This window comes from Pantoea sp. Z09, assembly GCF_022394795.1.
In the GTDB taxonomy this organism is placed as follows: domain Bacteria; phylum Pseudomonadota; class Gammaproteobacteria; order Enterobacterales; family Enterobacteriaceae; genus Pantoea; species Pantoea latae.
This window is the reverse complement of the sequence record NZ_CP092373.1, coordinates 2,615,003-2,640,920: the sequence shown is the minus strand read 5'-3', so window position 1 is coordinate 2,640,920 and position 25,918 is coordinate 2,615,003. Positions and strand designations below refer to the sequence as shown.

General features: G+C 63.1%; 21 protein-coding genes. 16 read left to right on the top strand and 5 right to left on the bottom strand.

Going from position 1 to position 25,918, the window contains the following annotated elements:
* The first annotated feature begins 43 nt into the window (after positions 1-43).
* Entirely contained in the window at positions 44-991 is a 948-nt protein-coding gene (gene pbpG, locus MC269_RS12610; RefSeq protein ID WP_239952615.1) for a D-alanyl-D-alanine endopeptidase, read from the top strand.
* A 147-nt stretch (positions 992-1,138) separates the two neighbouring features.
* Positions 1,139-3,577: a DUF3772 domain-containing protein gene (locus MC269_RS12605; protein ID WP_239952614.1), complete on the top strand. Its 2,439-nt coding sequence runs from the start codon at positions 1,139-1,141 to the stop codon at positions 3,575-3,577.
* 76 nt (positions 3,578-3,653) lie between these two features.
* Here MC269_RS12605 and dld read toward each other — a convergent pair whose 3' ends face one another.
* Positions 3,654-5,351, bottom strand: a complete 1,698-nt coding sequence (gene dld, locus MC269_RS12600; RefSeq protein ID WP_239952613.1) for a D-lactate dehydrogenase — start codon at positions 5,349-5,351, stop codon at positions 3,654-3,656.
* A 157-nt stretch (positions 5,352-5,508) separates the two neighbouring features.
* Between dld and bglX the strand changes: the two genes are divergently transcribed.
* Together bglX and MC269_RS12590 are read left to right on the top strand one after the other, a co-directional pair.
* Positions 5,509-7,806, top strand: coding sequence for a beta-glucosidase BglX (bglX, locus tag MC269_RS12595; RefSeq protein ID WP_239952612.1), 2,298 nt, complete (start codon positions 5,509-5,511; stop codon positions 7,804-7,806).
* A gap of 53 nt (positions 7,807-7,859) precedes the next feature.
* Positions 7,860-8,732: an oxygenase MpaB family protein gene (locus tag MC269_RS12590; RefSeq protein WP_239952611.1), complete on the top strand. Its 873-nt coding sequence runs from the start codon at positions 7,860-7,862 to the stop codon at positions 8,730-8,732.
* Between the two features lie 84 nt (positions 8,733-8,816).
* Here MC269_RS12590 and MC269_RS12585 read toward each other — a convergent pair whose 3' ends face one another.
* A complete protein-coding gene (locus MC269_RS12585) occupies positions 8,817-9,110 on the bottom strand; it encodes a hypothetical protein (protein WP_239952610.1) in 294 nt (97 codons plus the stop codon).
* Positions 9,111-9,373: 263 nt separating this feature from the next.
* Here MC269_RS12585 and MC269_RS12580 point away from each other — a divergent pair, with 263 nt between their 5' ends.
* The 3 genes from MC269_RS12580 (at position 9,374) to idi (ending at position 13,197) form a co-directional block, all read left to right on the top strand.
* Entirely contained in the window at positions 9,374-10,483 is a 1,110-nt protein-coding gene (locus MC269_RS12580) for a suppressor of fused domain protein (protein WP_239952609.1), read from the top strand.
* A gap of 164 nt (positions 10,484-10,647) precedes the next feature.
* Positions 10,648-12,543 (top strand): methyl-accepting chemotaxis protein, encoded by a 1,896-nt coding sequence (locus tag MC269_RS12575; RefSeq protein ID WP_239952608.1) that lies wholly within the window; start codon positions 10,648-10,650, stop codon positions 12,541-12,543.
* A gap of 120 nt (positions 12,544-12,663) precedes the next feature.
* Positions 12,664-13,197 (top strand): isopentenyl-diphosphate Delta-isomerase, encoded by a 534-nt coding sequence (gene idi / locus MC269_RS12570; protein ID WP_081136084.1) that lies wholly within the window; start codon positions 12,664-12,666, stop codon positions 13,195-13,197.
* Positions 13,198-13,231: 34 nt separating this feature from the next.
* On the opposite strand, the gene MC269_RS12565 is transcribed toward idi, so the two are convergent.
* The gene (locus tag MC269_RS12565) at positions 13,232-14,707 is read right to left on the bottom strand and encodes an MFS transporter (RefSeq protein ID WP_239952607.1); all 1,476 of its coding nucleotides are present in this window, start codon (positions 14,705-14,707) and stop codon (positions 13,232-13,234) included.
* A 208-nt stretch (positions 14,708-14,915) separates the two neighbouring features.
* Here MC269_RS12565 and MC269_RS12560 point away from each other — a divergent pair, with 208 nt between their 5' ends.
* From MC269_RS12560 to MC269_RS12545, 4 genes are read left to right on the top strand one after another with little or no spacing between them, the layout of a single operon-like run.
* Positions 14,916-15,830 (top strand): ABC transporter substrate-binding protein, encoded by a 915-nt coding sequence (locus tag MC269_RS12560; RefSeq protein WP_081136078.1) that lies wholly within the window; start codon positions 14,916-14,918, stop codon positions 15,828-15,830.
* Positions 15,831-15,833: 3 nt separating this feature from the next.
* The gene (locus tag MC269_RS12555; protein WP_081136075.1) at positions 15,834-17,015 is read left to right on the top strand and encodes an ABC transporter permease; all 1,182 of its coding nucleotides are present in this window, start codon (positions 15,834-15,836) and stop codon (positions 17,013-17,015) included.
* Complete coding sequence (locus tag MC269_RS12550) at positions 17,002-17,937, top strand: ABC transporter ATP-binding protein (protein ID WP_239952606.1); 936 nt, start codon at positions 17,002-17,004, stop codon at positions 17,935-17,937. Before MC269_RS12555 ends, MC269_RS12550 begins: the two co-directional genes overlap by 14 nt.
* Positions 17,937-18,668 (top strand): ABC transporter permease, encoded by a 732-nt coding sequence (locus MC269_RS12545; protein WP_239952605.1) that lies wholly within the window; start codon positions 17,937-17,939, stop codon positions 18,666-18,668. Before MC269_RS12550 ends, MC269_RS12545 begins: the two co-directional genes overlap by 1 nt.
* Positions 18,669-18,833: 165 nt before the next feature.
* On the opposite strand, the gene MC269_RS12540 is transcribed toward MC269_RS12545, so the two are convergent.
* Positions 18,834-19,574, bottom strand: coding sequence for a MerR family transcriptional regulator (locus MC269_RS12540; RefSeq protein WP_081136066.1), 741 nt, complete (start codon positions 19,572-19,574; stop codon positions 18,834-18,836).
* 151 nt (positions 19,575-19,725) lie between these two features.
* Here MC269_RS12540 and MC269_RS12535 point away from each other — a divergent pair, with 151 nt between their 5' ends.
* The 3 genes from MC269_RS12535 to MC269_RS12525 are packed head-to-tail and all read left to right on the top strand — an operon-like array spanning position 19,726 to position 21,277.
* Positions 19,726-20,289 carry a helix-turn-helix domain-containing protein gene (locus MC269_RS12535; protein WP_081136064.1) on the top strand — a complete coding sequence of 188 codons (564 nt, stop codon included), beginning with the start codon at positions 19,726-19,728 and terminating at the stop codon, positions 20,287-20,289.
* On the top strand, positions 20,286-20,813 hold the full coding sequence (locus MC269_RS12530; protein WP_239952604.1) for a GNAT family N-acetyltransferase: 528 nt from the start codon (positions 20,286-20,288) through the stop codon (positions 20,811-20,813). Before MC269_RS12535 ends, MC269_RS12530 begins: the two co-directional genes overlap by 4 nt.
* Positions 20,810-21,277 carry a GNAT family N-acetyltransferase gene (locus MC269_RS12525; RefSeq protein WP_239955116.1) on the top strand — a complete coding sequence of 156 codons (468 nt, stop codon included), beginning with the start codon at positions 20,810-20,812 and terminating at the stop codon, positions 21,275-21,277. Before MC269_RS12530 ends, MC269_RS12525 begins: the two co-directional genes overlap by 4 nt.
* Here the strand turns inward: MC269_RS12525 and MC269_RS12520 are convergent.
* Positions 21,262-22,533 (bottom strand): histidine-type phosphatase, encoded by a 1,272-nt coding sequence (locus MC269_RS12520; RefSeq protein WP_239952603.1) that lies wholly within the window; start codon positions 22,531-22,533, stop codon positions 21,262-21,264. The two genes, MC269_RS12525 and MC269_RS12520, sit on opposite strands and share 16 nt — an antisense overlap.
* Before the next feature lie 183 nt (positions 22,534-22,716).
* On the opposite strand from MC269_RS12520, the gene dinG reads away from it, so the two are divergent.
* The gene (gene dinG / locus MC269_RS12515) at positions 22,717-24,894 is read left to right on the top strand and encodes an ATP-dependent DNA helicase DinG (RefSeq protein ID WP_239952602.1); all 2,178 of its coding nucleotides are present in this window, start codon (positions 22,717-22,719) and stop codon (positions 24,892-24,894) included.
* Between the two features lie 55 nt (positions 24,895-24,949).
* Complete coding sequence (gene ybiB, locus MC269_RS12510; RefSeq protein ID WP_239952601.1) at positions 24,950-25,918, top strand: DNA-binding protein YbiB; 969 nt, start codon at positions 24,950-24,952, stop codon at positions 25,916-25,918.

Sequence of the window (25,918 nt, the reverse complement as noted above, 5' to 3'; positions counted from 1 at the left end):
TGTGTCTGACACGGCGTACTGTCTTAATCGGTCTTTTTATAAGATGCCTGTAACCATTCGCTATTCACTGCTTTCGCTGGCGCTGCTGTTCGGCGGCCAGGCGGCCATTGCGCCCGCCCAGGCGGCAACCTCACTTTCTCAGCTGGCGCCGGTCGCCGAGCCGCAAATCGCCTCAGGCAGCGCGATGATTGTCGACCTTAATACGGGGAAAGTGCTTTTCTCCAGCCATCCCAACCGCGTTCGGCCTATCGCCTCGATCACCAAGCTGATGACGGTGATGGTGGCGCTGGATGCGAAGCAGTCGCTGGATGAGCCGATTTCGGTGGATATCAGCCACACGCCTGAGATGCGCGGCGTCTTCTCCCGCGTCAAACTCAACAGCGAAATCAGCCGCCGCAATATGATGCTGCTGGCGCTGATGTCGTCGGAGAACCGCGCGGCGGCCAGCCTGGCGCATCACTATCCCGGTGGCTACGACGCCTTTATTCGCGCCATGAACGCCAAAGCGCGTGCGCTGGGCATGACCCACACGCGCTACGTCGAGCCGACCGGCCTGTCGACGCAAAACGTCTCCAGCGCGGAGGATCTGGTTAAGCTGCTGCGCGCCACGCGCGACTATCCACTGCTTGGTCAGCTGAGCACCACCAAAGAAGAGACCGCCGTCTTTACCCATCCGAGCTATGCGCTGCCGTTCCGCAACACCAACCATCTGGTCTATAAAAATGACTGGCGCATTCAGCTGACCAAAACCGGCTACACCGACGAGGCGGGCCACTGCCTGGCGATGCGCACCACGATCAATAACCGGCCGGTGGCGCTGGTGGTGCTGGACGCGTTCGGCAAATATACCCATTTCGCCGACGCCAACCGTCTGCGCGACTGGCTGGAAACCGGCAAGGCTGCGCCGGTGCCGGCGGCGGCGCTGGCCTATAAAAAGCAGAAGGCGGGGCTGGTGGTGAATAACGTCCACGGCGCGGCGGTGGTCGAATAACCCTGTTACCGGCGTCCGCCCGCGCGGACGCCTTGTTTCACTCGCTGAGAACGGCCAGCATTCCTATAGTTTCCCGGTGCGCCTGGCCCTAAACTACGCGCCAATGCGATAACTGATCGCCTGAATTTGTGCTGGAATCCCACGCTTATGTATAGGTTACGCCTCTTTTTCCCGCTGCTGATGCTGTTGACGGCGGCGCTGTTCCCCGCCGTGAGTCAGGCAGACGACGCGGCAACCGATGCCGCGCAGCAAACCGACGCCGCGCCCAAAGTGAACGCGGCGGTTGAACTGCCGAAAATGCAGAAGGTCCTCGACAAGATCAAAGGTCAGGTGTCGGGGCAGACCAACGAAAACCAGCTGACGCAGCTGAATGAGATGGCGCTGGAGCTGTCGGGCAACGCCGATACGCTGGCGCAGGCGCTTCAGCCGCAGCGTCAGCAGCTCGACGCGCAGCTGGCGGTGCTGGGCCCGGCGCCCAAAGCAGACAGCGGCGTGAAAGAGACGCCGGAAGTGACGCGGAAACGCAGCTCGCTGGAGGCGCAGAAAAGCAAGCTGGACGATCAGATCAAGCAGGCGGACGGCATCAAAAACAGCGCGCTGATGCTTTCGTCGCAGATCACCAACCTGCGGCGCGATCTGATGAAAACCCAGCTGGCGCTTAACTCCGGCAGTATTCTCGGCCCGCGCTTCTGGGCGCCGCTGTTTGTGAAGCAGGATCTCGATAACGAGAAGATCGACGATTTTCTGCAGGACCTGAAAGACACCGCCGCGCTGTCGTGGGAGCCGGGCTACCGCTTCGGCACTATCGCCTGGCTGCTGGCGGCGATGCTGGTAATGACGCTGGGGCGCCGCTACAGCGAAGAGTTTCTTGCCTGGATCAGCATTCATAAGATGCCGGAAGGGCGGCTACGCCGCAGCTTCCTCGCCGCGGCCATCGCCCTGACCACGCTGGCGGCGGTGGTGCTGACCTTTAACTTCACCGCGCTGGCGTTCGCCCGCCGCGATGAGGTTTCCGGCGACGTGCAGGATTTTGTGGTCAGCCTGGTGAAGCTTAGCGTCTTCTGCGGCCTGATCGCCGGCCTCGGTCGCGCTTTTCTCTCGACGCGTCGCCCAAGCTGGCGTCTGCCCGCCATCTCTAACGAGGTTGCGCTGGCGCTGAAGCCGTTCCCGCCGATCACCGCCGCGCTGGTGTTTATCTTCCAGACGGTAGAGAACTTCAACTACACCGTCGGCACCAGCCTGAACACCACGATTTTCGCCAACGGCCTGACGGCGCTGCTGATCGGCAGCACCGCGCTGGCGATCAGCATGCGCACCAACCGCGTGCGGCGTCGCATGGTGCAGGAAGGGAGCGCGCCGGAGGTGCGCTCGACGCTGGTGGGGCTGATCCAGATGGCGCTGACGCTGACGGCGGTCGCCATTCTGCTGTCGCTGATCATCGGCTACGTCACCCTGGCGCGCTTCCTGAGCTACGAGGTGGTGTGGTGCGGCATTCTGTTCGGCTCGTTCTACTTCCTTAGCCATCTGGTTAACGACGGCTGCGAAAGCCTCTTTTCCGTCAACAGCCTGACCGGCCGACGCCTGCAGACCTCGCTCAATATCGACGAGCGCCACCTGCAGCAGGCGGCGACGCTGCTGGCGGCGCTGGGCAAAACCCTGCTGATCGGCTTTGTGGCGCTGGCGCTGCTTAACGGCACCTTCGCCTCGTCAACGCCGATTGAGCTGCTGCAGAAGGCGATCGAATTCTGGGGTGGCAAAGGGCTGGAGTCGCTCAATATCGTGCCGGCGCATATGGTCAACGCCATTATCTGTCTGGTGGTGGGCATCTATGTGCTGCGCGCCGTGCGCCGCTGGCTCGACAACGATTTCCTGCCGAAGACCACCATGGACGCCGGCATGCGCGTGTCGCTGGTGACGCTGTTCAGCAATATCGGCTATGTGCTGGTGATCCTGCTGACGCTGTCGATTATGGGCCTGCAGTGGAACAAGCTGGCGTGGATTGTCAGCGCGCTGTCGGTCGGTATCGGTTTTGGTTTGCAGGAGATTGTGAAGAACTTTATCTCCGGCCTGATCCTGCTGACCGAACGTCCGGTGAAGGTGGGCGATCTGGTGACCATCAGCGGCATCGAGGGAGATATTCGCCGCATCAACGTGCGCGCCACCGAGATCCAGCTGGGCGACAAGTCGACGGTGATCGTGCCGAACTCGCAGTTTATCTCGCAGAACGTGCGCAACGCCACCATGGGCAACGCGCAGGGCGTGGTGACGATTACGCTGACCTTCCCGCTCAATATCGATCCGGTGCGGGTGCGCGAGCTGCTGCTGGAGGTCTATAACGAGAACGAACGTATTCTCGACACGCCGGAGCCGTCGGTCTCTTTTAAGGATCTGACGTCGCAGGGCATTGTGTTGAGCGTCACCGGCAACGTCGCCAGCCAGCGCCAGATTTCCGGCGCGAAAAGCGACCTGCTGTTCGATATTCTGACGCGCCTGCGCAAAGAGGGCATCGTGCTGTCGACGCCGCAGACCATGATTATCGAGCGCCGCCAGCAGATGGCGGAGCAGGCGGCGGATCCGCTGCCTTAAGTCCGACGCGGATGACGGGATCTGACCGTCATCCGCATTGCCTGTCAGGATATCCTCACCTGAAAGCGGCGCTTTCTTACGCCTTCACTGCCCAGCCTTTCTGCTTGCTGGTTTTGCCAATCCCCGGATTAAACGTATTGGTCGGGTCGAGCTGGCGATAGAAGTCCGCCAGCTGCGGCTTCGCCCGATAGAGATGGCCGACGTTATGCTCCGCCGGATACTCCGCGCCGCGCGCCTCCAGAATCGCCAGCATCTGCGCCTTCAGCGCATGGGCGTCCACCCCTTTTTTCACAATGTAATCCTGATGGAAAACGTGGCAGAAAAAGTGGCCGTAATAGAGGCGATGGCTCAGCGACTGGGTAATCTCCGGCGGCAGGGTTTCAAACCAGTCGCGATCGTTGCGGCGCAGGGCAATATCGAGCGCCAGAATCTCTTCGACCTCGTCGGCGTGCACCGCGTGATAGCGCACCGCCGCGCCTGCCGCCGCGAAGCGATGCAGAAAGGCGTGCGCCCCTTCTTTGCCTTCGCACTCGAAAAACTCGCCGCCGCCTTCGCGGAAATAATCCTTCAGATAGTCGCGCGCCTCGTCGACGCCCGCGCCGGACATCTTCAGCAGCAGATGATGGGCATACTTATCGCGATACTGCTTCATGCGCGTCGGCAGATGCGCCGGGAACAGGGCGCTGAGGCGCTGCAGCAGGCGATCGGTAAAGTGCGGCTTCACAAAGCTCAGCTTCGCCAGCCAGCCGTCGACGCGGCCCTTTAGCGTGAAAAACAGCGGCATCTTGTCGGTGCCGAGTTTGTCGATCATCAGAAAGGTGTCTTTGCCATAGACTTCGGCGATGTCATAGATATCGCGATGCATATATTCGCCCGCCACCGGCAGGTGGGTAAAATGGGCGAGAATATGGCGGCGGATCTCGCTCAGCACCGCGGGATCGTTGGTGCCGATATAGAACACCTGCTGCTTCGGCTCGCAGGGGAAGGTATCCAGCCGCACCGCAAACACCGCCAGCTTGCCGGCACAGCCAGAGGCCTCGAACAGCCGACGCGCATCGGCGTTGAAGCGCGCCGGGGTATCGGCGTCGACGTGCCGCACGCGATCGGCGTAGTCGGGATCGGAAGCGTGACGTTCGTCGTGCTGCACATCCTCCGCGCGCCAGCGCTCGTCATCCAGCCGCCCCAGTATCTCTTCCGGCGAGGCGCCGAGATCGATGCCAAGATGGTTCACCAGCTTCAGCTTGCCCGTTTCATCCACCTGGGCGAACAGCGCCATCTCGCTGTAGGCGGGACCGCGTTTAATCAGCGAGCCGCCGGAGTTATTGCAGATGCCGCCCAGCACCGAGGCGCCGATGCAGGAGGAGCCGATCACCGAATGGGGTTCGCGATTGAGCGGCTTCAGCGTTTTCTCCAGCTGATACAGGGTGCTGCCTGGGAAGGCGAGCACCTGCCTGCCGTCGTCGATCAGCTGCAGCTTATCGAGCCGCCGCGTGCTGATAATCACCACCGGCCGATCGTAATCGCTGCCGCTGGGCGTCGATCCTTCCGTCAGGCCGGTGTTGGCCGCCTGCATCAGAATAATGGCGTCGGCGCTGACCAGCGTCTGCAGCAGCCGCCACAGCTCCAGCAGCGTGCCGGGAAACGCCACCGCCAGCGCGTCGCCCTCGCCGGAGCGAAAGCCTTTGCGGTAGCGGGCGGTCTGCGCCGGATCGGTGAGCAGATGGGAGGCGCCAACGTGGCGGCGCAGGTCGGCAAGTAAAGCGGAATGGATCATGTGCAACTCCCTTGTCATAACATGGCGACCTTACTGTAGCACGTCAGGGAAAAGCGGGGCGCAGTGTGACGCTGACGGCTACCTGCTATTCTCAACTTGTGGCACACTGCCGGCTGTTAATTCGATATTGCGCAGTTACTTAAGAGAACCCGACCTGATGAAATGGATTTACTCTGTTAGTCTCGCTGTCTCCCTCGCGCTGCAACCCGCGCTGGCTGAGGAGCTAATTGGCCCTCATCCGATGAACGCGCAGGCGCGCGACGCCTTTGTTAACCAACTGCTTAGCCAGATGACGCTGGATGAAAAAATAGGCCAGCTCAGGCTGATCAGCGTCGGGCCGGACAACCCGAAAGAAGCGATTCGCGACATGATCCACAAAGGGCAGGTCGGCGCCATCTTCAACACCGTAACGCGTCAGGATATTCGCGCCATGCAGGATCAGGTGATGCAGCTCAGCCGCCTGAAGATCCCGCTCTTTTTCGCCTATGACGTGGTGCACGGCCAGCGCACCATTTTCCCGATTCCCCTTGGCCTTGCGTCGAGCTGGGATCTGGACGCCGTCAGTACAGTCGGGCGCGTCTCCGCCTATGAAGCCGCCGACGACGGGCTGAATATGACCTGGGCGCCGATGGTGGACGTCAGCCGCGAGCCGCGCTGGGGCCGCATCTCCGAAGGGTTCGGCGAAGACACCTGGCTCTCCTCGCAGATGGGCAGCACCATGGTGAAGGCGATGCAGGGCAAAAGCGCCGCCGATCGCTATGCGGTAATGACCAGCGTCAAGCACTTCGCCGCCTATGGCGGCATTGAGGGCGGCCGCGACTACAACACGGTGGACATGAGTTCGCAGCGCCTGTTTCAGGACTATCTGCCGCCCTATAAAGCCTCGCTGGACGCGGGCAGCGGCGGCGTCATGGTGGCGCTTAACTCGCTCAACGGCGTGCCCGCCACCGCCGACGGCTGGCTGCTGAAAACGGTGCTGCGCGACGAGTGGAAATTTAAAGGCATCACCATCAGCGACCACGGCGCCATCAAAGAGCTGCTCAAGCACGGCGTGGCGAGCGATCCCGAGGATGCGGTGCGCGTCGCCCTGAAGTCGGGCATCGACATGAGCATGAGCGACGAGTACTACAGCAAATATCTGCCGGGGCTGGTGAAACGCGGTGCGGTAAGCATGGCGGAGATCGACGACGCGGCGCGTCATGTGCTCAACGTCAAATATGATATGGGGCTGTTTAACGATCCCTACAGCCATCTCGGTCCGAAGGAAAGCGACCCGCAGGACACCAATGCGGAAAGCCGTCTGCATCGCGCCGACGCGCGCGACGTGGCGCGCAAAAGCATTGTGCTGCTGAAAAACCGTCTGGAGACCCTGCCGCTGAAGCGCGCCGGTACCATCGCGCTGATTGGACCGCTGGCCGACAGCCAGCGCGACATCATGGGCAGCTGGTCGGCGGCGGGCGTGGCGAAACAGTCGGTGAGCCTGCTGCAGGGCATGCGCAACGCCACGGCGGGCAAAGCGACGCTGCTCTACGCCAAAGGTGCCAATATCAGCGACAACAAAGGCATTCAGGACTTCCTTAATCTCTACGAGCAGGCGGTGTCGGTCGACGCGCGCACGCCGCAGGCGATGATCGACGAGGCGGTGGAGAAGGCGAAGCAGGCGGACGTAGTGGTCGCAGCGGTCGGCGAAGCGCAGGGGATGGCGCATGAGGCCTCCAGCCGCAGCGAACTCACTATCCCGGCCAGTCAGCAGAAGCTGCTGGCGGCGCTGAAGGCCACCGGCAAGCCGCTGGTGATCGTGCTGATGAACGGGCGGCCGCTGACGCTGGTCAACGAAGATCGCATGGCGGACGCGCTGGTGGAGACCTGGTTCAGCGGAACGGAAGGCGGCAACGCCATTGCCGACGTGCTGTTCGGCGACTACAACCCGTCCGGCAAGCTGCCGATCACCTTCCCGCGCTCGGTGGGTCAGATCCCGCTCTACTACAACCATCTGCCGACCGGACGTCCCTATAACTACGCCAAGCCGAATAAATATACCTCGCACTACTATGATACGGTGAACGGCCCGCTCTACCCGTTTGGCTATGGGCTGAGCTACACCAGCTTCAGCGTCTCGCCGGTGAAAATGTCGGCGAAAACCATGCCGCGCAACGGCACGGTTGAGGCGAGCGTCACGGTGACCAACACCGGCGATCGCGACGGCGCGACGGTGGTGCAGATGTATCTTAACGATCCGGTCGCCTCTGTCAGTCGTCCGGTGCGCGACCTGCGCGGCTTTAAGCGCATTATGCTGAAAGCGGGCGAGTCGCAGACGGTCAGCTTTAAGATCGACGTGGACGCGCTAAAGTTCTGGAACCAGCAGATGCAGCAGGTGGCGGAGCCAGGCACGTTTAACGTGATGATTGGGCTGGATTCGGTACGCACCCAGCGCGCGCAGTTCGATTATCTGTAACCCCACACCCTGTCTTCTCCCGGCGCAGCCGCCGGGAGAACGAGGTCCCCGCTGTGAACACCATTCGCAATCGTATCCAGAATCAGGTTTTTCGCGTTAACGGTCTGGCGCTCAATGAATTCGACATCTCGCAGCCGCCAGGCGATCCCGGCCTGTTCGGCCCGGACAGCGTCATCTGGCGCGTGCACGGCGACTTTCCCTCAATGCTGTGCGGCGGCATCAGCGCCTTGCTGCTGCAGATGCTGCACCCTTCCGCGCTGGCGGGGGTCTGGGATCACTCTAACTTTCGCCAGGATATGCTCGGCCGCCTGCGCCGCACCAGTCAGTTCATCGCCGTCACCACCTTCGGCAATCGCCACGACGCCAGCCTGCTGATTGAACGGGTCAAAAAGATCCATCTGCGCGTCAGCGGCGTCGACAACTACGGCCAGCCCTATGCCGCCAGCGATCCACATCTGCTCACCTGGGTGCACGTCGCCGAAACCAGCGCCTTTCTCGCCGCCCATTTGCGCTTTAAAAATCCACGGCTCAGCCTGGCGGAGCAGGATCGCTACTATCAGGAGGCGGCGCTGATCGCCGAGGCGCTGGGGGCAACAGAGGTGCCGAAAAGCGTCGCGGCGGTAGCGCGCTATCTGCATGACATGCGCGGCGAGCTGCGCTTTGATGCGCGCACCGCCGAGGTGACGCGGCTGCTGCGCGAGGCGCCCGCGCCGACATGGCAGGCGAAACCGGCGATGCATGTGATGCTGAGATCAGGTATGGCGCTGCTGCCCGACTGGGCGCAGGCGATGTCGGGACAGCAGGTCAGTGCGCTGTCGCGCGCGCTGCTCGACGCCGAGATGCGGCTGCTGGCGAAAACCCTGCGCTGGTCGATTACGCGCGGCGCTTATCACCGCGCCATGCTGCGCATGGGACGGCAACCTTAACGTCTTCTTAACGGTTTACTGGCGTAAAGCAGGCGCCGCTGCAGCGCGGCTTAACCGCGCCGCGTGGCAAAAGATAACCCGGCGTTAAGTACGGAACTCATCGTGTGGCCGGGTATAGCTGCGCGGCCTGCGCGCCTGACGGCGCAGCGTCGCCTGGCGCTGCTGACAGTGGTGCGCCAGCACGCCGAGTCCGACGCCGATCGTTCCCAGCGACAGCAGACTCGGCCAGAGATCGGCGGGCAGCAGCGCCAGCGCCAGCAGGCCCAGCGCCATCAGCGCGATCGCCAGCGTCAGCGAGGTGTAGCGATAAAGAAGCAGGAGAAAAAGGGCAAGCAGCGCTAACTCGCGCCAGGAAAAATCGGGAACCAGCAGCATCATGCGCCTCCGATAAAAGAGATAACGCGACCATAGCATGGGGCGGCGGCGGAAAAACGCGAATAGCGTTTCACCCTCACGGCGGGCAATGGATTAGCGTTGCTGAGCGGTTGCGCGGCTTTTCGCGCCGCCTGCTTAACCGTTGCTTACTGCTGGAATCGGGCGTCGATCTGACTTTGAGAGTTTTACCCTTGTCTCACGTGGCGGCAGTGCGGATCCTGCTCTACTCTCGGGGAAATGGATCCCTAAGGCTTTGTCGAGGCGCTATGACTTACCAACCTCTGATTGCTGAGGTCCACAATCAGCAACATACACTGACGGCGATTGTCGAGCAGGATGCGCGCACCGCTTACTTTTACATCTGGCCGACGGATCTGTTCCGCAGTCAGTATGCGGTGCGCGGCTGCTGGCTGCGCAATCTGCTGCCGGCGCCGGCCCAGGAGGATCGCGAGGCGATGGAGCAGGGCATCGCGCCGCTGCTCAGCGCCGAGTTCTGCCGCACCCTTGAGGCGGAGCCGCCGCTCGATCCGGCGGGTCTGCAGGTGCTCTGGGAGCCGAGCGACGACGGCGCGGCGCTCTGGTACTACGGCCAGCTGCTGGCGGTGATCCCGGGCTGGAGCCTCTATCAGGAGAAACAGGTGAGCTTCTCCTCCGGCTGTATTAAACCAAACCGGCTCACCGCGCCGCTCGGTTCCGCCTCCACCAACGACTACTACGCGCGCGCCGAGCACCAGCGTCAGTTCTGGCGCGACTGGCATGACGGCAATGAGTGGGACCGCGTGCAGCAGGCGCTGCTGCAGCGCTATCAGGCGCAGTTTGGCGAGTCGGTGAAGTATTACGCTATCGATCAGGGCAGCTGGCCGCCGATGGCCATCTCCCAGCACTGGCATCAGGGCGTCTGGTATTTCCTTACGCTCGGCATGAGCATCCGTCCGATGCCGCAGGTCGACTACCTGTTCGACGAGCTGGCGCCGCAGTATCGCCGCATCGAGCTGGCGATGGCGGTGGACGGCGAGGTGATGACCGAGAGCAATGCAGTGCAGATGGCGAGCGCGCTGGCGGAATTCGCCCATCTGCCCTGGGCGCGCCTCACCTGGCTGGGCGAGGGCCACACGCTGGCGTCTGAAGTGGCGCCGGTCGGCTTCGAGAGTTTCCTGCTGGCGAACGCGCTGGCGGACGAGCGCGCGCAGTTTAGCCTGCCGAAGCGCGACGGCGATCGACCCAACCTGCTGTGGGCGACGCCCATCACCGAAGCGGAGCGCCTCTTCGCCCAGGCGGACGAGCTGGGCGGTCAGCAGCTGGCGGAGCGGCTACTGGCGGCGGGCAATAACCATATTTTCCGTCCGCGCCAGCAGGTGGTCGAGAGCGACATCTGACGGCGGCGCGCTGTTCAGGCAGCGCGCGAGTCAGTGGTGAGCAACTAAATAATTACCCCTGTCAACGAGTTGTTAAATTTGTGATCGCGCGCGCCTCAAGTTACCTCTGCCCGCGCCGTTAACCCTGATCAGGCAATCGCGCCGATTCTGCCAGGGGAAAGCAGATGCTTAAAACAACTCAATCCCGCTTCACCGCGGTTCTTGTTCTCTTTTTTCTCGTTCTGATGCTGATCACGGTCGTGGTGATCAAGCAGTTTATCGCGCCTCAGTTAACCGCTAACCAGAGCCAGCTGGTGCGCTACCAGGTCGACGCGCTGGCGACCGGCATCGTCGAGCAGATGAACCGCGTGCAGGCGCAGCAGCGCGCCATTACCGAGGCGGCGGGGGTAATGGAGAGCGCCACCATCGACGCCTTACTGCCGACGCTGGTGAACCAGTATCAGGACAGCAACGTCTTCGGCGGCGGCATCTGGCCGCTGCCTAATCGACGCGATGCGGCGAAAGAGAAAGACAGCAGCTTCTTTGCGCGCAACGCCAGCAACCAGCTGCAGGTCAACACCTACTGGAACTCCGACGCCGCCGACAAATACTGGGAGCAGCCCTGGTACAAAGACGGCATGGCCGCGCCAAAAGGGCAGTGCGCCTGGGCGAAAGCCTACCAGGACGCTGCCAGCCCGCAGCCGCGCACCAACTGCGCCATGGCGATCTATCGCGACGGCACCGTCTGGGGCGTCGCCACTATTGACGTCACGCTCGGCTTCTTCAACCATCTGGCGAAAGAGATGGGCGACGCCATTCAGGGCCGCGTGCTGATTGTCGAGGCGGACGGCAAAGTGGTGGGCAACGCCGCGCTGGTGGACGGCACGCCGAAGCTGGAAAACCTGAGCGATCTGCAGCTGCCGATGGCGGCGCCGCTGAAATCCCTGCTGGGCAGCGCCGGCAGCCAGCCGACGGAAACCACCTTCGACGGCGAGGATGGCGAACATACGCTGTTCCTGCAGGCGATCGCCGGCAGCCCCTGGTATCTCGCCAGCGACGTGCCAACCAGCCTGCTGACCGCGCAAACGCACAGCATGCTGACGCGTCTCGGCCTGGTGCAGATCCCGCTGGCGATCGTGCTGCTGCTGGTGCTGCTGGGCTTTATCCGCTCGATGATGCAGCGCCTTAACCTGCTGCATCGCAATATCGACGCGCTGGCGCAGGGCGGGGCCGATCTGACCCAGCGCTTGCCCGCCAGCAACAGCCCGGAATTCAACGCCGTGGCGCAGAGTTTCAACAACTTTATCAGCTATCTGCAGGGGCTGATGCGTCAGGTCGGCGACAGCGCGCTGGCGATTACCGCCGCCTCGCGTGAAATCGCCAGCGGCAACGCCAACCTCTCGTCACGCACCGAAGAGCAGGCCAGCTCGATCGTTGAAACCGCGGCCTCTATGGAGCAGCTGACCGGCACGGTGCGGCAGAACGCCGATAACGCCACCCACGCCAACCAGCTGGCGGGCAACGCGTCGCAGGTGGCGTCGCGCGGCACCGAGGTGGTGCGTCAGGTGGTGAGCACCATGGGCGAAATCCATCACTCCTCGCGCAAAGTGGTCGATATTATCAGCGTCATCGACAGCATCGCCTTCCAGACCAACATCCTCGCGCTCAACGCCGCGGTGGAGGCGGCGCGGGCGGGCGAGCAGGGCCGCGGCTTCGCGGTGGTCGCCTCGGAAGTGCGTAACCTGGCGCAGCGTTCCGCCAACTCGGCGCGCGAAATTAAAAAGCTGATCGAAGAGTCGGTGGCCAATATCGACGCCGGCAGCCAGCTGGTGGAGCAGGCGGGAGAAACCATGGACGAGCTAATGCAGGGCGTCAGCAGCGTGACGACGCTAATGAGCGAAATCATGTCCGCCAGCCGCGAGCAGAGCATGGGCATCGAGCAGGTCAACGTCGCCATCACCCAGCTCGACGGCACCACGCAGCAGAACGCCGCGCTGGTGGAGCAGGTCTCCGCCGCCGCCCAGGCGATGGAGGAGCAGAGCGTGCAGCTGGAGCAGGTGGTGCAAAGCTTCCGTCTGTAATCTTTACCCGGAGGGGCTCGCGCAGGCGGGCCCTTTTTTTTGCGGGAAACCGCACGAATTCACGCGGCATGAATCGGCTGGGATGTGCCAGAATAGTAGGAGTTATCTTAAGGAATCCCCATGTCTGCTATCGAAGTTATCCTCGTCGACCATCTCGATCGTCCCACCGGTAAAATGGAAAAGCTGGAAGTGCATGAGAAGGGATTGTTGCATCGCGCGGTGACGGTTTACGTGTTCAATTCGCGCGGCGAACTGCTGCTGCAGCGCCGCGCCAGCGGCAAATATCACTGCGGCGGTTTGTGGAGCAACACCACCTGCGGTCATCCTTATCCCGCCGAGCCGACCCAGCAGGCGGCAGAGCGCCGCTTGTATGAGGAAATGGGGCTGGAACTCTCGCTGACGCCGGTATTCGAGCTGAGCTATAACCTGCCGCTCAGTAACGGTCTCACCGAGCATGAGTATGGTCATGTCTATTTCGCCATCAGCGACGACCTGCCGACGCCGGATCCGCAAGAGGCGGACGACTGGCGCTATCTCTCGGTGAGCGACATCCAGCGCGCGATGCTGGAGGAGCCGCAGCAGTTCACCCCCTGGTTTCTCTACACTTTTCCGCGCATACCCGCCTATTTAAATGCGCTGAGTATGCCGGCGTAAAGAGAAATGGCCGCCCGATTGGGCGGCCATTTCTTTAACGTTCTGCAAAATCCTCCGCGTCCACATCGTAGCCCGACGGCTCCCAGCGGATCGCCAGCAGCGCCAGCAGTCCCGCCAGCGGCGCGAGGAAAATCACCCAGAACACGCCGGTGCCCAGCGCGGCAACCAGCACCGGAAACAGAAACAGCGACACCGTGGAGCTGCCGCGCATCAGCGTCTGGTTAAAGCCGACGCCGACGCCGCGCAGCGAAGTGGGATAGCTAAGCGAGGCGAAGGTCATGGTGTGCGACCCCGGTCCAAAGCCCTGACCGAACAGGAACAGCGCCAGCATAGCGATAGCGATAGCCGCCTCCTGGCCGCCCTCGGGACGCCCAATCAGCGCCAGGCCCAGCAGCGCCACGCACTGACAGGCGTAGCCCGCCACCGACATCTTCCACGCGCCGAGACGCGGCACCAGCCGCACCGCCAGCACGCCGCCGACAAAGGCGAACAGCAGATTAAGCGCCAGCGACACTAAAATAGTGGTCAGCATCGACTGGGCGAAAAAGCTGCTGATAATCACCGGCAGGCCAAACGCCACCGCGTTATAGGCGAAAGAAGAGGCGACGGAGGTAATGGTCGCCAGCAGCGTGCGGCGCAGGTAAACGCCCCGCAGCAGCGCGCCGTAATTGCGCCAGCTGGCGCGACGCGCGGGCTGAGGCGGCGTCGCCGCCGCATCCTCCGCCACCTGCGCGTTAATATTCCAGCCGCTGCGCAGAATCGCCGCCGCGCCGTTGAGATCGCCCTGATTCGCTGCCCACACCGGCGACTCGCTCATATAGCGGCTGCGGATGGCGATAATAATCAGCGCAGGCACCGCGCCGAAGCCGAGAATAAGCCGCCATAGCCAGCCGGTGTGGCTCTCCGGCAGCACCGCGTAGAGCAGCAGCACCAGCAGATAGGAGATGCTGATCGCCGCATACCAGGTGGGGCACCACATCGCCACGCTGGCCGCCTTATTGCCCTTGCCGCGCAGGCGGGAAAATTCGGCGAGAAACGCCATCGCCACCGGCAGATCGATGCCGACCCCCAGCCCCATCACAAAGCGCGCGCCGCCCAGCACATACTCGTTGGGCGCAAAGGCGCAGGCGAGCGCCGCCACCACGAAAAAGAACATATCCGCCATAAAAACCCGATAGCGGCCGATTTTATCGGTGAGATAGCCGCCGATCAGCGCGCCGACGATGGCGCCGAAGGTAATGGCGGAGGCGACCATGCCGGTGCCGGTCGGGGTCAGGTTGAACTCGCGCGCCACATCCTTGATGCCGAACGCCAGCGCGCCGAGATCGTAAGCGTCCAGAAACACGCCGCCCAGCGCGATCGCCACCACGATGCGCGCGTTGTTGCGCGCGCCGTCGCCGCTATTGATCAGGCGCGACACGTCCGCCGCGCTGCGGATCCACTGGGTTTCGCCGCCGGGCTGGCTCCCTGTCAACGCCACATGGGCGGAAGAAGAAGTAAGATCGGTCATGATGTTGTCTGTGATTATTGTGAGTGAACGGACAGCTTACCGTCCAGACGTCTGGACGTAAATTCTTTTCAGTTATAACCAGACCGATAACGGTATGAAAAAGTTGAGGCGCGACACTTCACGCTTCAGGCAATGTGTTACGCGATGCATGACGAAACGACTATTCTCTATAAGCACCTCACAAATAACCGAATTAAAGGAATACCTCATGGCAAGGTCTGGTTTTCTGGCATTGACGGCAGCCGCGCTGCTGCTGGCGACAGGCGCGGCGCAGGCCGCCGATCCCGTGCGCGTGGGTTCGAAAATCGATACGGAAGGTTCGCTGCTGGGCAATGTGATCCTGCAGGTGCTGGAGAAGCACGGCGTGAAAACGGTGAATAAAATCCAGCTCGGCACCACCCAGGTAGTGCGCGGCGCCATCACCGCGGGCGAACTCGATATCTATCCTGAATATACCGGCAACGGCGCCTTCTTCTTCAACGACGAAAAAGATGCTGCCTGGAAAAACGCGCGCCAGGGCTATGAGAAGGTGAAAAAGCTCGACGCCGATAAAAATCAGCTGGTGTGGCTGACGCCTGCGCCGGCGAACAACACCTGGACCATCGCGGTGCGCCAGGATGTGGCGCAGCAGAACCAGCTCAGCTCGCTGGAGGATCTCAGCCGCTACCTGAAAAAAGGTGGCACCTTCAAGCTGGCGGCCTCGGCGGAGTTTATCGAGCGCGGCGACGCCCTGCCGGCGTTTGAAAAAGCCTACGATTTCAAATTAACCCAGAGCCAGCTGCTCTCGCTGGCCGGCGGCGACACGGCGGTGACCATTAAGGCGGCGGCGCAGCAGACCTCCGGCGTCAACGCGGCGATGGCCTACGGCACCGACGGCCCGGTGGCGGCACTGGGCCTGCAAACCCTGAGCGATCCCAAAGGCGTGCAGCCGATCTATGCGCCGACGCCGGTGATCCGCGCGTCAGTGCTGAAAGCCTATCCCGACATCGACAGCTGGCTGAAGCCGGTTTTCAGCAAGCTGGATGAGAAAACCCTGCAGCAGCTGAACGCGAAAATCGCCGTCGAAGGCCAGGACGCCAGCAGCGTGGCGAGCGAATGGCTGCAGCAGCAGAAGCTGCTGTAAACCATGGCGCTATCGCGGGAAGCGATGCTGCCGGCGCGGCGGCAGCCGGTTGCGCTGCTGCTGCTGTTGCTGCTGAGTCTGGCGCTCTACTGGCTGCCGTTCCTGAGCTACGCCCCCAACCGGCTGGTCTCCGGCCAGCCGCTGATGCTCGGCCAGGCGGAGGACGCCGGCTGGCTGGCGCTGCCGCTGGCGGCGCTCTGGCTGCTGCTGTGGGCGCGGCCGTCACGCGTCTCGCTGGCGCTGATGCTGCTCGCCTGCGACGCGCTGCTGACCGGCATGATCTGGCTGAGCGGGCACGAGGCGGCGCGGCTGGCGGCGCAGGGCAGCGCGCTGGCGCGCACCAGCTTTGGCGGCGGGCTATGGCTGGCGTGCGGCGTCACGCTGCTGCTCGGCGCGGAGCTGGCGCGCAACCTGACGCGCAACAGCCTCTGGCGGCTGCTGCTTAATCTACAGATCTGGCTGCTGCCACTGCTGATGCTGTTTAGCGGCGAGCTGAACGCGCTGTCGCTGCTAAAAGAGTACGCCAACCGTCACGCGGTGTTCGACGCGGCGCTGGCGCGTCACCTGACGCTGCTCTGCGGCACCCTGCTGCCGGCGCTGCTGATCGGGCTGCCGCTCGGCGTGCTGCTGCACCGGCGTCCGGCGTGGCAGAGCGGCGTCTTCAGCGTGCTGAACGTTATCCAGACCGTGCCGTCGGTGGCGCTGTTCGGCCTGCTGATCGCACCTCTTGCCGGACTGGCGAAAACCTTTCCCTGGCTCGGCGCATGGGGCATCAGCGGCATCGGCATGGCGCCGGCGCTGATCGCGCTGACGCTCTACGCGCTGCTGCCGCTGGTACGCAGCGTGGTGGCCGGGTTGCAGCAGGTGCCGCGCGACGTGCGTGAAAGCGCGCGCGGCATGGGCATGAGCCCGCTGCAGCGCTTTTTCGCCGTCGACGTGCCGCTGGCGCTGCCGGTGTGGCTTGCCGGCCTGCGCGTGGTGGTGGTGCAGACGCTGGGCATGGCGGTGGTCGCCGCACTAATCGGCGCGGGCGGCTTCGGCGCCATTATTTTTCAGGGGCTGCTCAGCAGCGCGCTCGATCTGGTGCTGCTTGGCGTGATCCCGGTGATCGCACTGGCGGTTATCATCGACGCGCTGTTCCGCCTGCTGATTTCCCTGCTGGAGAGAACCCATGATTCACTTTAACGGCGTGAGTAAACATTTCGCCGGCAAGGCGGCGGTGAAAGATCTGACGCTGCAGATTGGCGAGGGCGAGTTCAGCGTGCTGCTCGGCACCTCCGGCTCCGGCAAATCGACCACGCTGAAGATGATCAACCGGCTGGTGGAGTTTGACGAAGGCGAGATCCTGTTCGCCGGCGAGTCGATCCGGCGGCTCGAGGCGCGCGACCTGCGTCGCCGCATGGGCTACGCCATTCAGTCGATCGGCCTGTTTCCCCACTGGACGGTGGAAAAAAATATCGCCACCGTGCCGGCGCTGCTCGGCTGGCCGAAAGCCCGCATTCGCGCGCGGGTAGAGGAGCTGCTGGCGCTGCTGGGACTGGACGCCCAGCTGGCGCGTCGCCTGCCGCATCAGCTCTCCGGCGGGCAGCAGCAGCGCGTTGGCGTGGCGCGCGCGCTGGCGGCCGATCCAGAGGTGCTGCTGATGGATGAGCCTTTCGGCGCGCTCGATCCGGTGACGCGCGGCGCGCTACAGCAGGAGATGCTGCGTATTCACCGTCTGTCGGGCCGCACCATCGTGCTGGTCACGCACGATATCGACGAGGCGCTGACGCTGGCGGACAACATCGTGCTGATGGACGACGGTGAAATCGTGCAGCAGGGCAAGCCCGCTGCGCTGCTGACCCAGCCGAAAAACAATTTTGTGCGCGACTTTTTTGGCAGAAGCGAGCTGGGCGTGCGCCTGCTGTCGCTGGGGCAGGTAGGCAACGCGGCGCGGCGCGGCGAATGGCTGGAAGGCGAGCCGCTGGCGGCCGCCCAGTCGCTGCGCGAGGCGCTGTCGCAGTTTATCGCGCAGCGCACCGACAAACTGCCGGTGGTGGATGAGCGTCAACAGCCGCTCGGCGTGCTCTACTTCAGCGATCTGCTGACGCTGCGCGAGGGACAATAATGCGCTGGCTGAAGGATCCGCTGCTGTGGCTGATTATCCTGTTTATTGCGCTGCTGGTCGGTTTGCCCTACAGCGGTCCGCTGTTCGCCTGGTGGTTCCCGGAGCAGGCGCGGCCGCTCTACCAGCAAGAGAGCTTTGTGCAGCTGGCGCTGGCGCATCTCTTTCTGGTGGTGACCGCCAGCACGCTGGCGCTGCTGGCGGGCGTTGGCAGCGGTGTGCTGGTCACGCGGCGCGCAGGACGGCGCTTTCGACCGCTGGTGGAGACCATCGTGGCGGCCGGGCAGACCGTTCCGCCGGTTGCGGTGCTGGCGATCGCCGTGCCGGTGATGGGATTCGGCGCCTGGCCTGCGGTCGCGGCGCTGTTTCTTTATGGCCTGCTGCCGATTTTGCAGGGCACGCTGGCCGGGCTGGACAGCGTGCCCGCCAGCAGCCGAGAGATCGCCGACGGCGTCGGCATGAGCCCCTGGCAGCGTTTATGGCAGGTCGAGCTGGCGCTGGCGGCGCCGGTGATTCTGGCAGGGGTACGGACGTCGGTGATTGTGAATATCGGCACGGCGGCGATCGCCTCGACCGTGGGCGCGGAGAGTCTCGGCTCGCCGGTAATCATCGGCCTGAGCGGCTTTAATACCGCCTATGTCATTCAGGGGGCGCTGCTGGTAGCGCTGCTGGCGATTGTCAGCGATCGCCTGTTTGAGCGCCTGCAGCGCCGGCTTAACGTGAGTGGAGAATAAGGGTGTAGCCGACCAGCATCAGCCCGCCGGTGCCGCCGACGGCCATAATGAAAAACAGCGTTGCGAAGAAGATTTTTTGCCAGTTCATGCGGAAACCTGATTAGAGCCTGAAAGGCGGGGATGATAACGCGGGCAGGGCGAGGCGAAAAGGGCCCTGCGTGCGTTTTACTGAAAGCGCGTTTCGTGCGCGCGAATGGTAAAACCCTGCTCCTGCCAGTGCGTCAGCTGCTCCTGCTGGCGACGGGTCAGTTTTTTGCCGGTCCAGACAAAAATGGTCTGGCCGGGAAAGAGTTCCGGCCGCGGCAGATCCAGCGGCTCCGCCAGCACGTCAAGCCGCCATCCCTCCTGCGAGAGACGCCAGGCTTCCAGCCAGATGCGGGTGCGATCTTCCACCGCCCAGCCGAGGATCAGCGCATCTTTACCCGCTTTTTTGCGGCTGGCGGCGAGACAGAAGGCGACGTAGTCGATAAGCGCGCCGTCCAGCAGGCTGCTCATCACGCGCGCGGTGTTTTGATCCAGCCCGAGCTTTTGCCGTACCGGCATAATAACGTGATCGATCAGGGCATCCACCGGATTTTCGCGTCCCAGCGTAGCGATTTTCGCCCGCAGCTTGGCCGGTCTGACGTGGCGCAGCACGCTCATCAGCTCTTCCTGAAGATTGACCCAACCGTCATGAACGTTAACGTTTTCGCCTTCAAGCAGCGCCTTGACTTTGCCCACCGGCACGCCGCTCTCGATCCAGCGTTTAATTTCTTCAATGCGCTGAACATCCTCGTCATCAAACTGACGATGTCCACCCTCAGAGCGTTGCGGCTTTAATAAGCCATAACGACGTTGCCACGCGCGCAGCGTGACTGGATTTATTCCACAGCGTTCGGCAACGTCGCCGATACTGTAAAAGGCCATAACTTCCCCAAACTTCCTGCAGCAATCCCATAACATTAACCAACAGGATCAACTTGTACAAATGTTTTTTAAGTGTACAAGTTGACCCTGGCGCGTATTTCACGCTTAATCTCATATGTGAGATAATTTTCCCATATGTGAGATGAAGCGGATGCTGATTGCAGAAACTGAACAACGCCTGGCGGCTCGCCTGGCGGAACTGCGCCTCCAGCGCGGCTGGTCGCTTGATGAGCTTGCCACGGCAACCGGCATCAGCCGGGCGTCATTGTCGCGTATTGAGCGCGGCGAAACCAGCCCTACGGCTGCGTTATTAAATCGTTTATGCGTCGCCTACGGTCTTACCATGTCACGGCTGCTAAGTGAAGTGGAAGAGGGCGTCGATCTGCTTTTGACGCCCGAGCAGCAGCCAGTATGGCGCGACGAGAGCAGCGGCTTCGTGCGGCGCAACGTTTCGCCGCCCGCCGCTCATTTTCGCGCGGAGCTGGTCGAAGGCCAGCTGCGTCCCGGTGCGCGCATCGACTACGACGCGCCGCCCGTGCAGGGGCTGGAGCAGCATATCTGGCTGCAGCAAGGCGGCCTGACCATCACCATGGACGGGCAGAGCTGGACGCTGCAAACCGGCGACTGCCTGCGTTTTCATCTCACAGGCCGCTCCGCGTTTGAGGCGCACCTCACCGACGGCGCGCGCTATCTACTGGTGGTATGCAAGCCATGACAAATTTTGCCTGGATAGATGTCGCGCAGGCGCGCCAGCGGCTGACCCAGCTGAGCGATCTGCTGCAGGCGTGCGTCGCGGACGGCGCCAGCATCGGCTTTACCGACCCGCAGGATCGCGCCGTGATAGAGCAGTTCTGGCGCCGTCGGGCGGCGAACCTCGTCAGCGGCGAGAGCGAGCTGCTTATCGCCTCTCAGCACGACGTTGTGGTCGGCTGCGTCATGCTCGGCGTCGGCAGTATGCCGAATGGCCGCCATCGCGCGGAGGTGAGCAAGCTGCTGGTGCATCCGCACGCGCGCCGACAGGGCATTGCGCGCCAGCTGATGCGGCTGGCCGAGCAGCGGGCGCAGGCGCTGGATAAAACGCTGCTGGTGCTCGACACCCGCAGCGGCGACGTCGCCACCGATCTTTATCTGTCGCTTGGCTGGCAGATCGCTGGTGCGATCCCCGGCTACGCCGAGTCGATTACCGGCGAACGAGAGGCGACGACGGTGATGTTTAAGCAGCTGGCTTGCCGGCTATGATTCAGGTGGCGCGTGAAAGCGCGGATCATCCCGATGCGCGCTGGCTGCTGGATCAGCTTTCCGACGCGCTGGCACGGCTGACCGGCAGCAGCGGCCGCGCCCGCTTTGATGCGGCGGAGATGATGATGCCGGGACGCCTGTTCGCCGTGGCGCGCAATGCGCAGCGGCAGCCGGTCGGGTGCGGCGCGTTCCGTCCGTTACAGCCTGGCGTGGCCGAACTTAAACGCATGTTCGCCTTGCCGGGGAGCCGCGGTGTCGGCGCGGCGCTGCTGACCTTCCTTGAGCAGCAGGCGCGACAGGCAGGCTACCAGCAGCTGTGGCTGGAAACGCGACGCGTAAACGGGCGTGCGCTGGCATTTTACGCGCGTCACGGCTATCAGCCGATTGCGTCGTTTGGCCCCTATGCCGCGATGCCGCAGGCGCAGTGCCTGGGCAAGCGGCTGGACGGTCAGGGCGAGGCATAGCTGACCGGCGTCACCGCCTGCTGGTCGATCTGCTGGCTTAACGCGCGCACGGCGCTTTTTAGCGGGCAGAGGGTGCCGACCGGCGTCACGCGACAGTCAGCCTGCCGCCACTCTTCGCGCAGCAGCGGATGCGCCGCATCGATCGGCTGCAGGCGGCGCAGCGCATCCAGACTCTGCGCCTGAAAATAGAGGCGCAGAAAGCGCTGGCTGCTGGCGTTGTCGCGCCAGCGCTCCAGCACCAGACTGCTACCGGGCGGAATATTGCCGCGCGTATAGCCGGGCAGCGTCCAGCTAAAGCCCATCAGGGTGCGCACCATGGCGATATTCGTGTCGTGCGCTACCAGCAGGAGCCAGCTCGCATTCGGCGCGGCATCCTCTCCCGCGATCTGTTTTAGCATGGCGTCGAGCAAAATTGAGCCGCGCTTCTGCGCGGTATAGAGCACATCGTTGCTGAGGTCGTAGTTCGCCGTCAGCAACGGCAGGATAGCGCCGATCTGCGAGGCGCGCGTGATGTTGCCCCAGGCGATCTGGCTGAGCGGCAGGTTTTCGCTCCAGCCGAGGCGCAGCGTCTCTGCCATGCTCGCCATGACGCTCAGCCCGGCGACATAGGGCTTACCGCTTTTGCTCTGGCGGATCTGCCAGGGCTGATCGAACAGCGCGCAGCGAGCCTCGGAGAGGCACACCGCCTGTTTCAACGCCTGAATGGCCGGCTGCAGCGCCCGCTGGCGCGCGGCCAGATCCCCTGCTGTCGCCGCGACCGCCGCGCGCTGCCGCGCGGGATCGGAGCGGGTCGCGGCAAAGGCGTCGGTCTGGAACAGCGGATCGTCATCGCCCGCCACGTGATGGATCGCGACGCCGCAGCCGGGGAAAGCGCCGTCAACCAGCGCCTCGGCGGTGGCGCGGGTACGCTGCAGCGGGCTGGCGCGCACATAAATGGTCTGTGGCTGCGGGCAGCCGGCGGTCAGCAAACCGAGCTGGCGATAATGGTCGCCTTCCCAGCGTCCCTTATTCACCACCGCCGCGTAGCCGTGGCCGGTCAGCTCGCCGTCGCGCGTGCGCCATATCGGCCAGGGGCGCTGCGTGGCGGCCTCCATCTCCCTGCGGTTGCCGGGCGTCGGCGGGCGAACGCCGTGGCGGCTTAGCTCCACCACCTTTTCCAGCTGATAGTCTGGCTGCGCGCTCGCCTGAGCGGCGAAAAACAGCAGCGCGAGAGCTGGAAACAGGCGCGCTACCTGCGTCATACGGGCAAAAGTCATCTCTCTTTCCTTATGAGAATGGCTGTGAGGGCACACCATAGCGCCGAAGCCGGGCCGCTGGCCAGGCGAAGAGGGTGTCGGTGCTGAATTCTACGAGGCGGCGCGAAAAAATGCGCCCTGAAGCTGACGCTGGCGGATTACTGTGTAAAAATACAGGCCATTTTCACCCGGCGGTAAACGACTATGGCCCTGACAGCAGCAATTAAAAGCCAGATAGCGCAGTGGTATAAGGCGCTACAGCAGCAGGTGCCGGACTTTATTCCCCGCGCGCCGCAGCGCCAGATGATCGCCGAAGTGGCGAAGTGCCTGGCGGGCAACGACGCGCGCCATCTGGCCATCGAAGCGCCAACCGGCGTCGGCAAAACCCTCTCTTATTTGATCCCCGGCATCGCCGCGAGCCGCGCCGAAGAGAAAACCCTAATCATCAGCACCGCCAATGTGGCGCTGCAGGATCAAATCTTCACTAAAGATCTGCCACTGCTGAAAAAGATCATTCCCGATCTGACCTTTACCGCCGCTTTCGGGCGCGGGCGCTACGTCTGTCCGCGCAACCTGGCGGCGCTGGCCGCCAGCGACGATCAGCAGGGCGATCTGCTGCTCTATCTTGACGACGAGGCGGTGAGCAGCACCAAAGAGGAGCAGACGCAGTGCGCGCGGCTGGAAAAATCGCTCGGCGGCTACGCCTGGGATGGTCTGCGCGACCACAGCGAGGAGAACATCAGCGACAGCCTGTGGCAGCGTCTCTCCACCGACAAGGCGAGCTGTCTCGGCTCCCACTGCCGCTGGTATCGCGAATGCCCCTTCTTCGTCGCTCGCCGTGAAATTGAGCAGGTTGACGTGGTGGTAGCGAACCACGCGCTGGTGATGGCGGCGATGGAAAATGAGTCGGTGCTGCCGCCGGCGAAACAGCTGATGCTGGTGCTGGACGAAGGGCATCATCTGCCGGATGTGGCGCGCGACGCGCTGGAGATGAGCGCGGACATCACGCCCGGCTGGAGCAGCCTGCAGCTCGATCTCTTCGTGCGGCTGGTAGAGGGCATTATGACGCAGATGCGCCCGAAATCACCGCCGCCGCTCAGCAACCCGGAGCGCCTTAAAGCGCACTGCGACGAGCTGCGCGAACTGCTGACCACGCTGAGCCAGGCGCTGAATCCGCTGCTGCCCGCCGATCATCAGCCAGGAGAATTTCGCTTTGTGCTGGGCGAGCTGCCAGAAGAGCTGCTGTCGCTCTGCGCGCGCCTGTTTAAGCTATGCGACGCGCTGCGCGGGCTGGCGGAGGGGCTCATCAACGCCCTGAGCGAGCAGACCGGCAGCGTCGATTTGATGCGCCTGCACCGCAATTTGCTGCAGCTTAACCGCCAGTTCGGCTGGTTTGAGTCCGTCAGCAAGCTGTGGCGGCTGGCGGCGATGCCGAAAGCCTCGGGCGCGCCAGTGTCCAAATGGATCAGCCGCGAGCTGCGCGAAGGCCAGCCGCATCTGCTGTTTCACTGCGCCGGCATTCGCGTCAGCGATCAGCTGGAGAAGCTGCTGTGGCGTAAAATTCCCCATGTGGTGGTGACCTCCGCCACGCTGCGCTCGCTTAACAGCTTCAGTCGCCTGCAGGAGATGTCGGGCCTCAATGAAAAAGCGGGCGATCGCTTTGTGGCGCTCGACTCGCCGTTCAATCATGTCGATCAGGGCAAGCTGGTGATCCCGCAGATGCGCTATGAGCCGCTGATGGCGACCGAGGCGGAGCATATCGCTGAGATGGCGGCTTTCTTCCGTCAACAGATGAAAACCGCAAAGCACAAAGGGGTGCTGGTGCTTTTTGCCAGCGGCCGTGCGATGCAGCAGTTTGTCGCGCAGCTGCCGGAGCTACGCCTCTCGATGCTGGTGCAGGGCGATCAGCCGCGCTCGCGCCTGGTGGATCTGCATCGCAAACGGGTGACGAAGGGCGAAACCAGCATTCTGATCGGCCTGCAGTCATTCGCGGAAGGGCTGGATTTGAAAGGCGACCTGCTGAGTCAGGTACATATTCATAAAATCGCTTTTCCGCCGGTGGACAGTCCGGTAATTTTGACCGAGGGCGAATGGCTGAAAAGCCTGAACCGCTATCCGTTTGAAGTGCAGAGCTTGCCCAGCGCCTCTTTTACACTGATTCAGCAGGTAGGCCGTCTGATCCGCAGCCATCAGTGCTACGGCGAAATCGTGATTTACGATCGCCGTTTGCTGAGCAAAGCCTATGGCAGCCGCTTGCTGGCCGCGCTGCCGGTGTTTCCCATCGAGCAGCCGGAAGCGCCCGCCGCGCTGAAAGTGAAACGCGCGCCGGCCCCGGCGGCCCATTCGCGCCGTCCCGTGCGTCGAGCAACGGCGAAGCGATAAACCCTGAACCTCTTTTGGCCGCCGTTCTGCGGCGGTCTCTGACCGGAAGCGAAGAATGGAACTGAATAAAGTGATTAAGGAGATCGGGCGCGGCAAAAACCACGCGCGCGATCTGGATCTTGCCACCGCGCAGGCGCTTTACGCGGCGATGCTGGCGGGCGAGGTGCCCGATCTGGAGCTGGGCGGCATCCTTATCGCGCTGCGCATCAAAGGCGAAGGCGAAGAGGAGATGCGCGGATTCTATCAGGCGATGCAGGCATGCATGATGCGGCTACAGGCACCCGCGCACCGTCCGCAGCCCATTGTCATCCCGAGCTACAACGGCGCGCGCCGCCAGGGCAACCTGACGCCGCTGCTGGCGCTGCTGCTGCATCGCCTGGGCTTTCCCGTGCTGGTGCACGGCGTCAGCGACGATGCGACGCGCGTCACCAGCGAGCAGGTGTTCGCCGCGCTTGGGATCGCGGCGGTGACGACGAGGCAGCAGGCGCAGGCGGCGCTCGACAGGGGCGACATCGCCTTTATCACTATCGATCATCTCTGTCCGCCGATGGCGAAACAGCTCTCGCTGCGCTGGCGCATGGGCGTGCGCAGCAGCGCGCATACGCTGGTGAAGCTGGCGACGCCGTTCGGCGAACGTGAAGCGCTGCGTCTCTCCAGCGTGTCGCATCCGGAATATGTGCCGCGCGTCGCGAAATTTTTTAGCGACATCGACGCGCCCGCTATTCTGCTGAACGGCACGGAGGGCGAGGTCTACGCCAGCCCGCTGCGCTGCCCGTCAATAAGCTTTATCGGCGGGGCGGAACGTGATGCGGAAGTGTGGGTAGAACGTCAGCCGGAAGTGGCGCTGGAACTGCCTGCCGATAAATCGGCGCAGGTGACCGCGCGCTGGAGCGAAGCGGTGCTCAATGGCGAGCGTCCGGTGCCGCAGGCGCTGCGCCTGCAACTCGCCTGCTGTTTGCGCGCCAGCGGGGAATGCGCGTCGCTGGAAGAGGCGCTGGCACGCCTGAGCGACGCGGGATTCTAG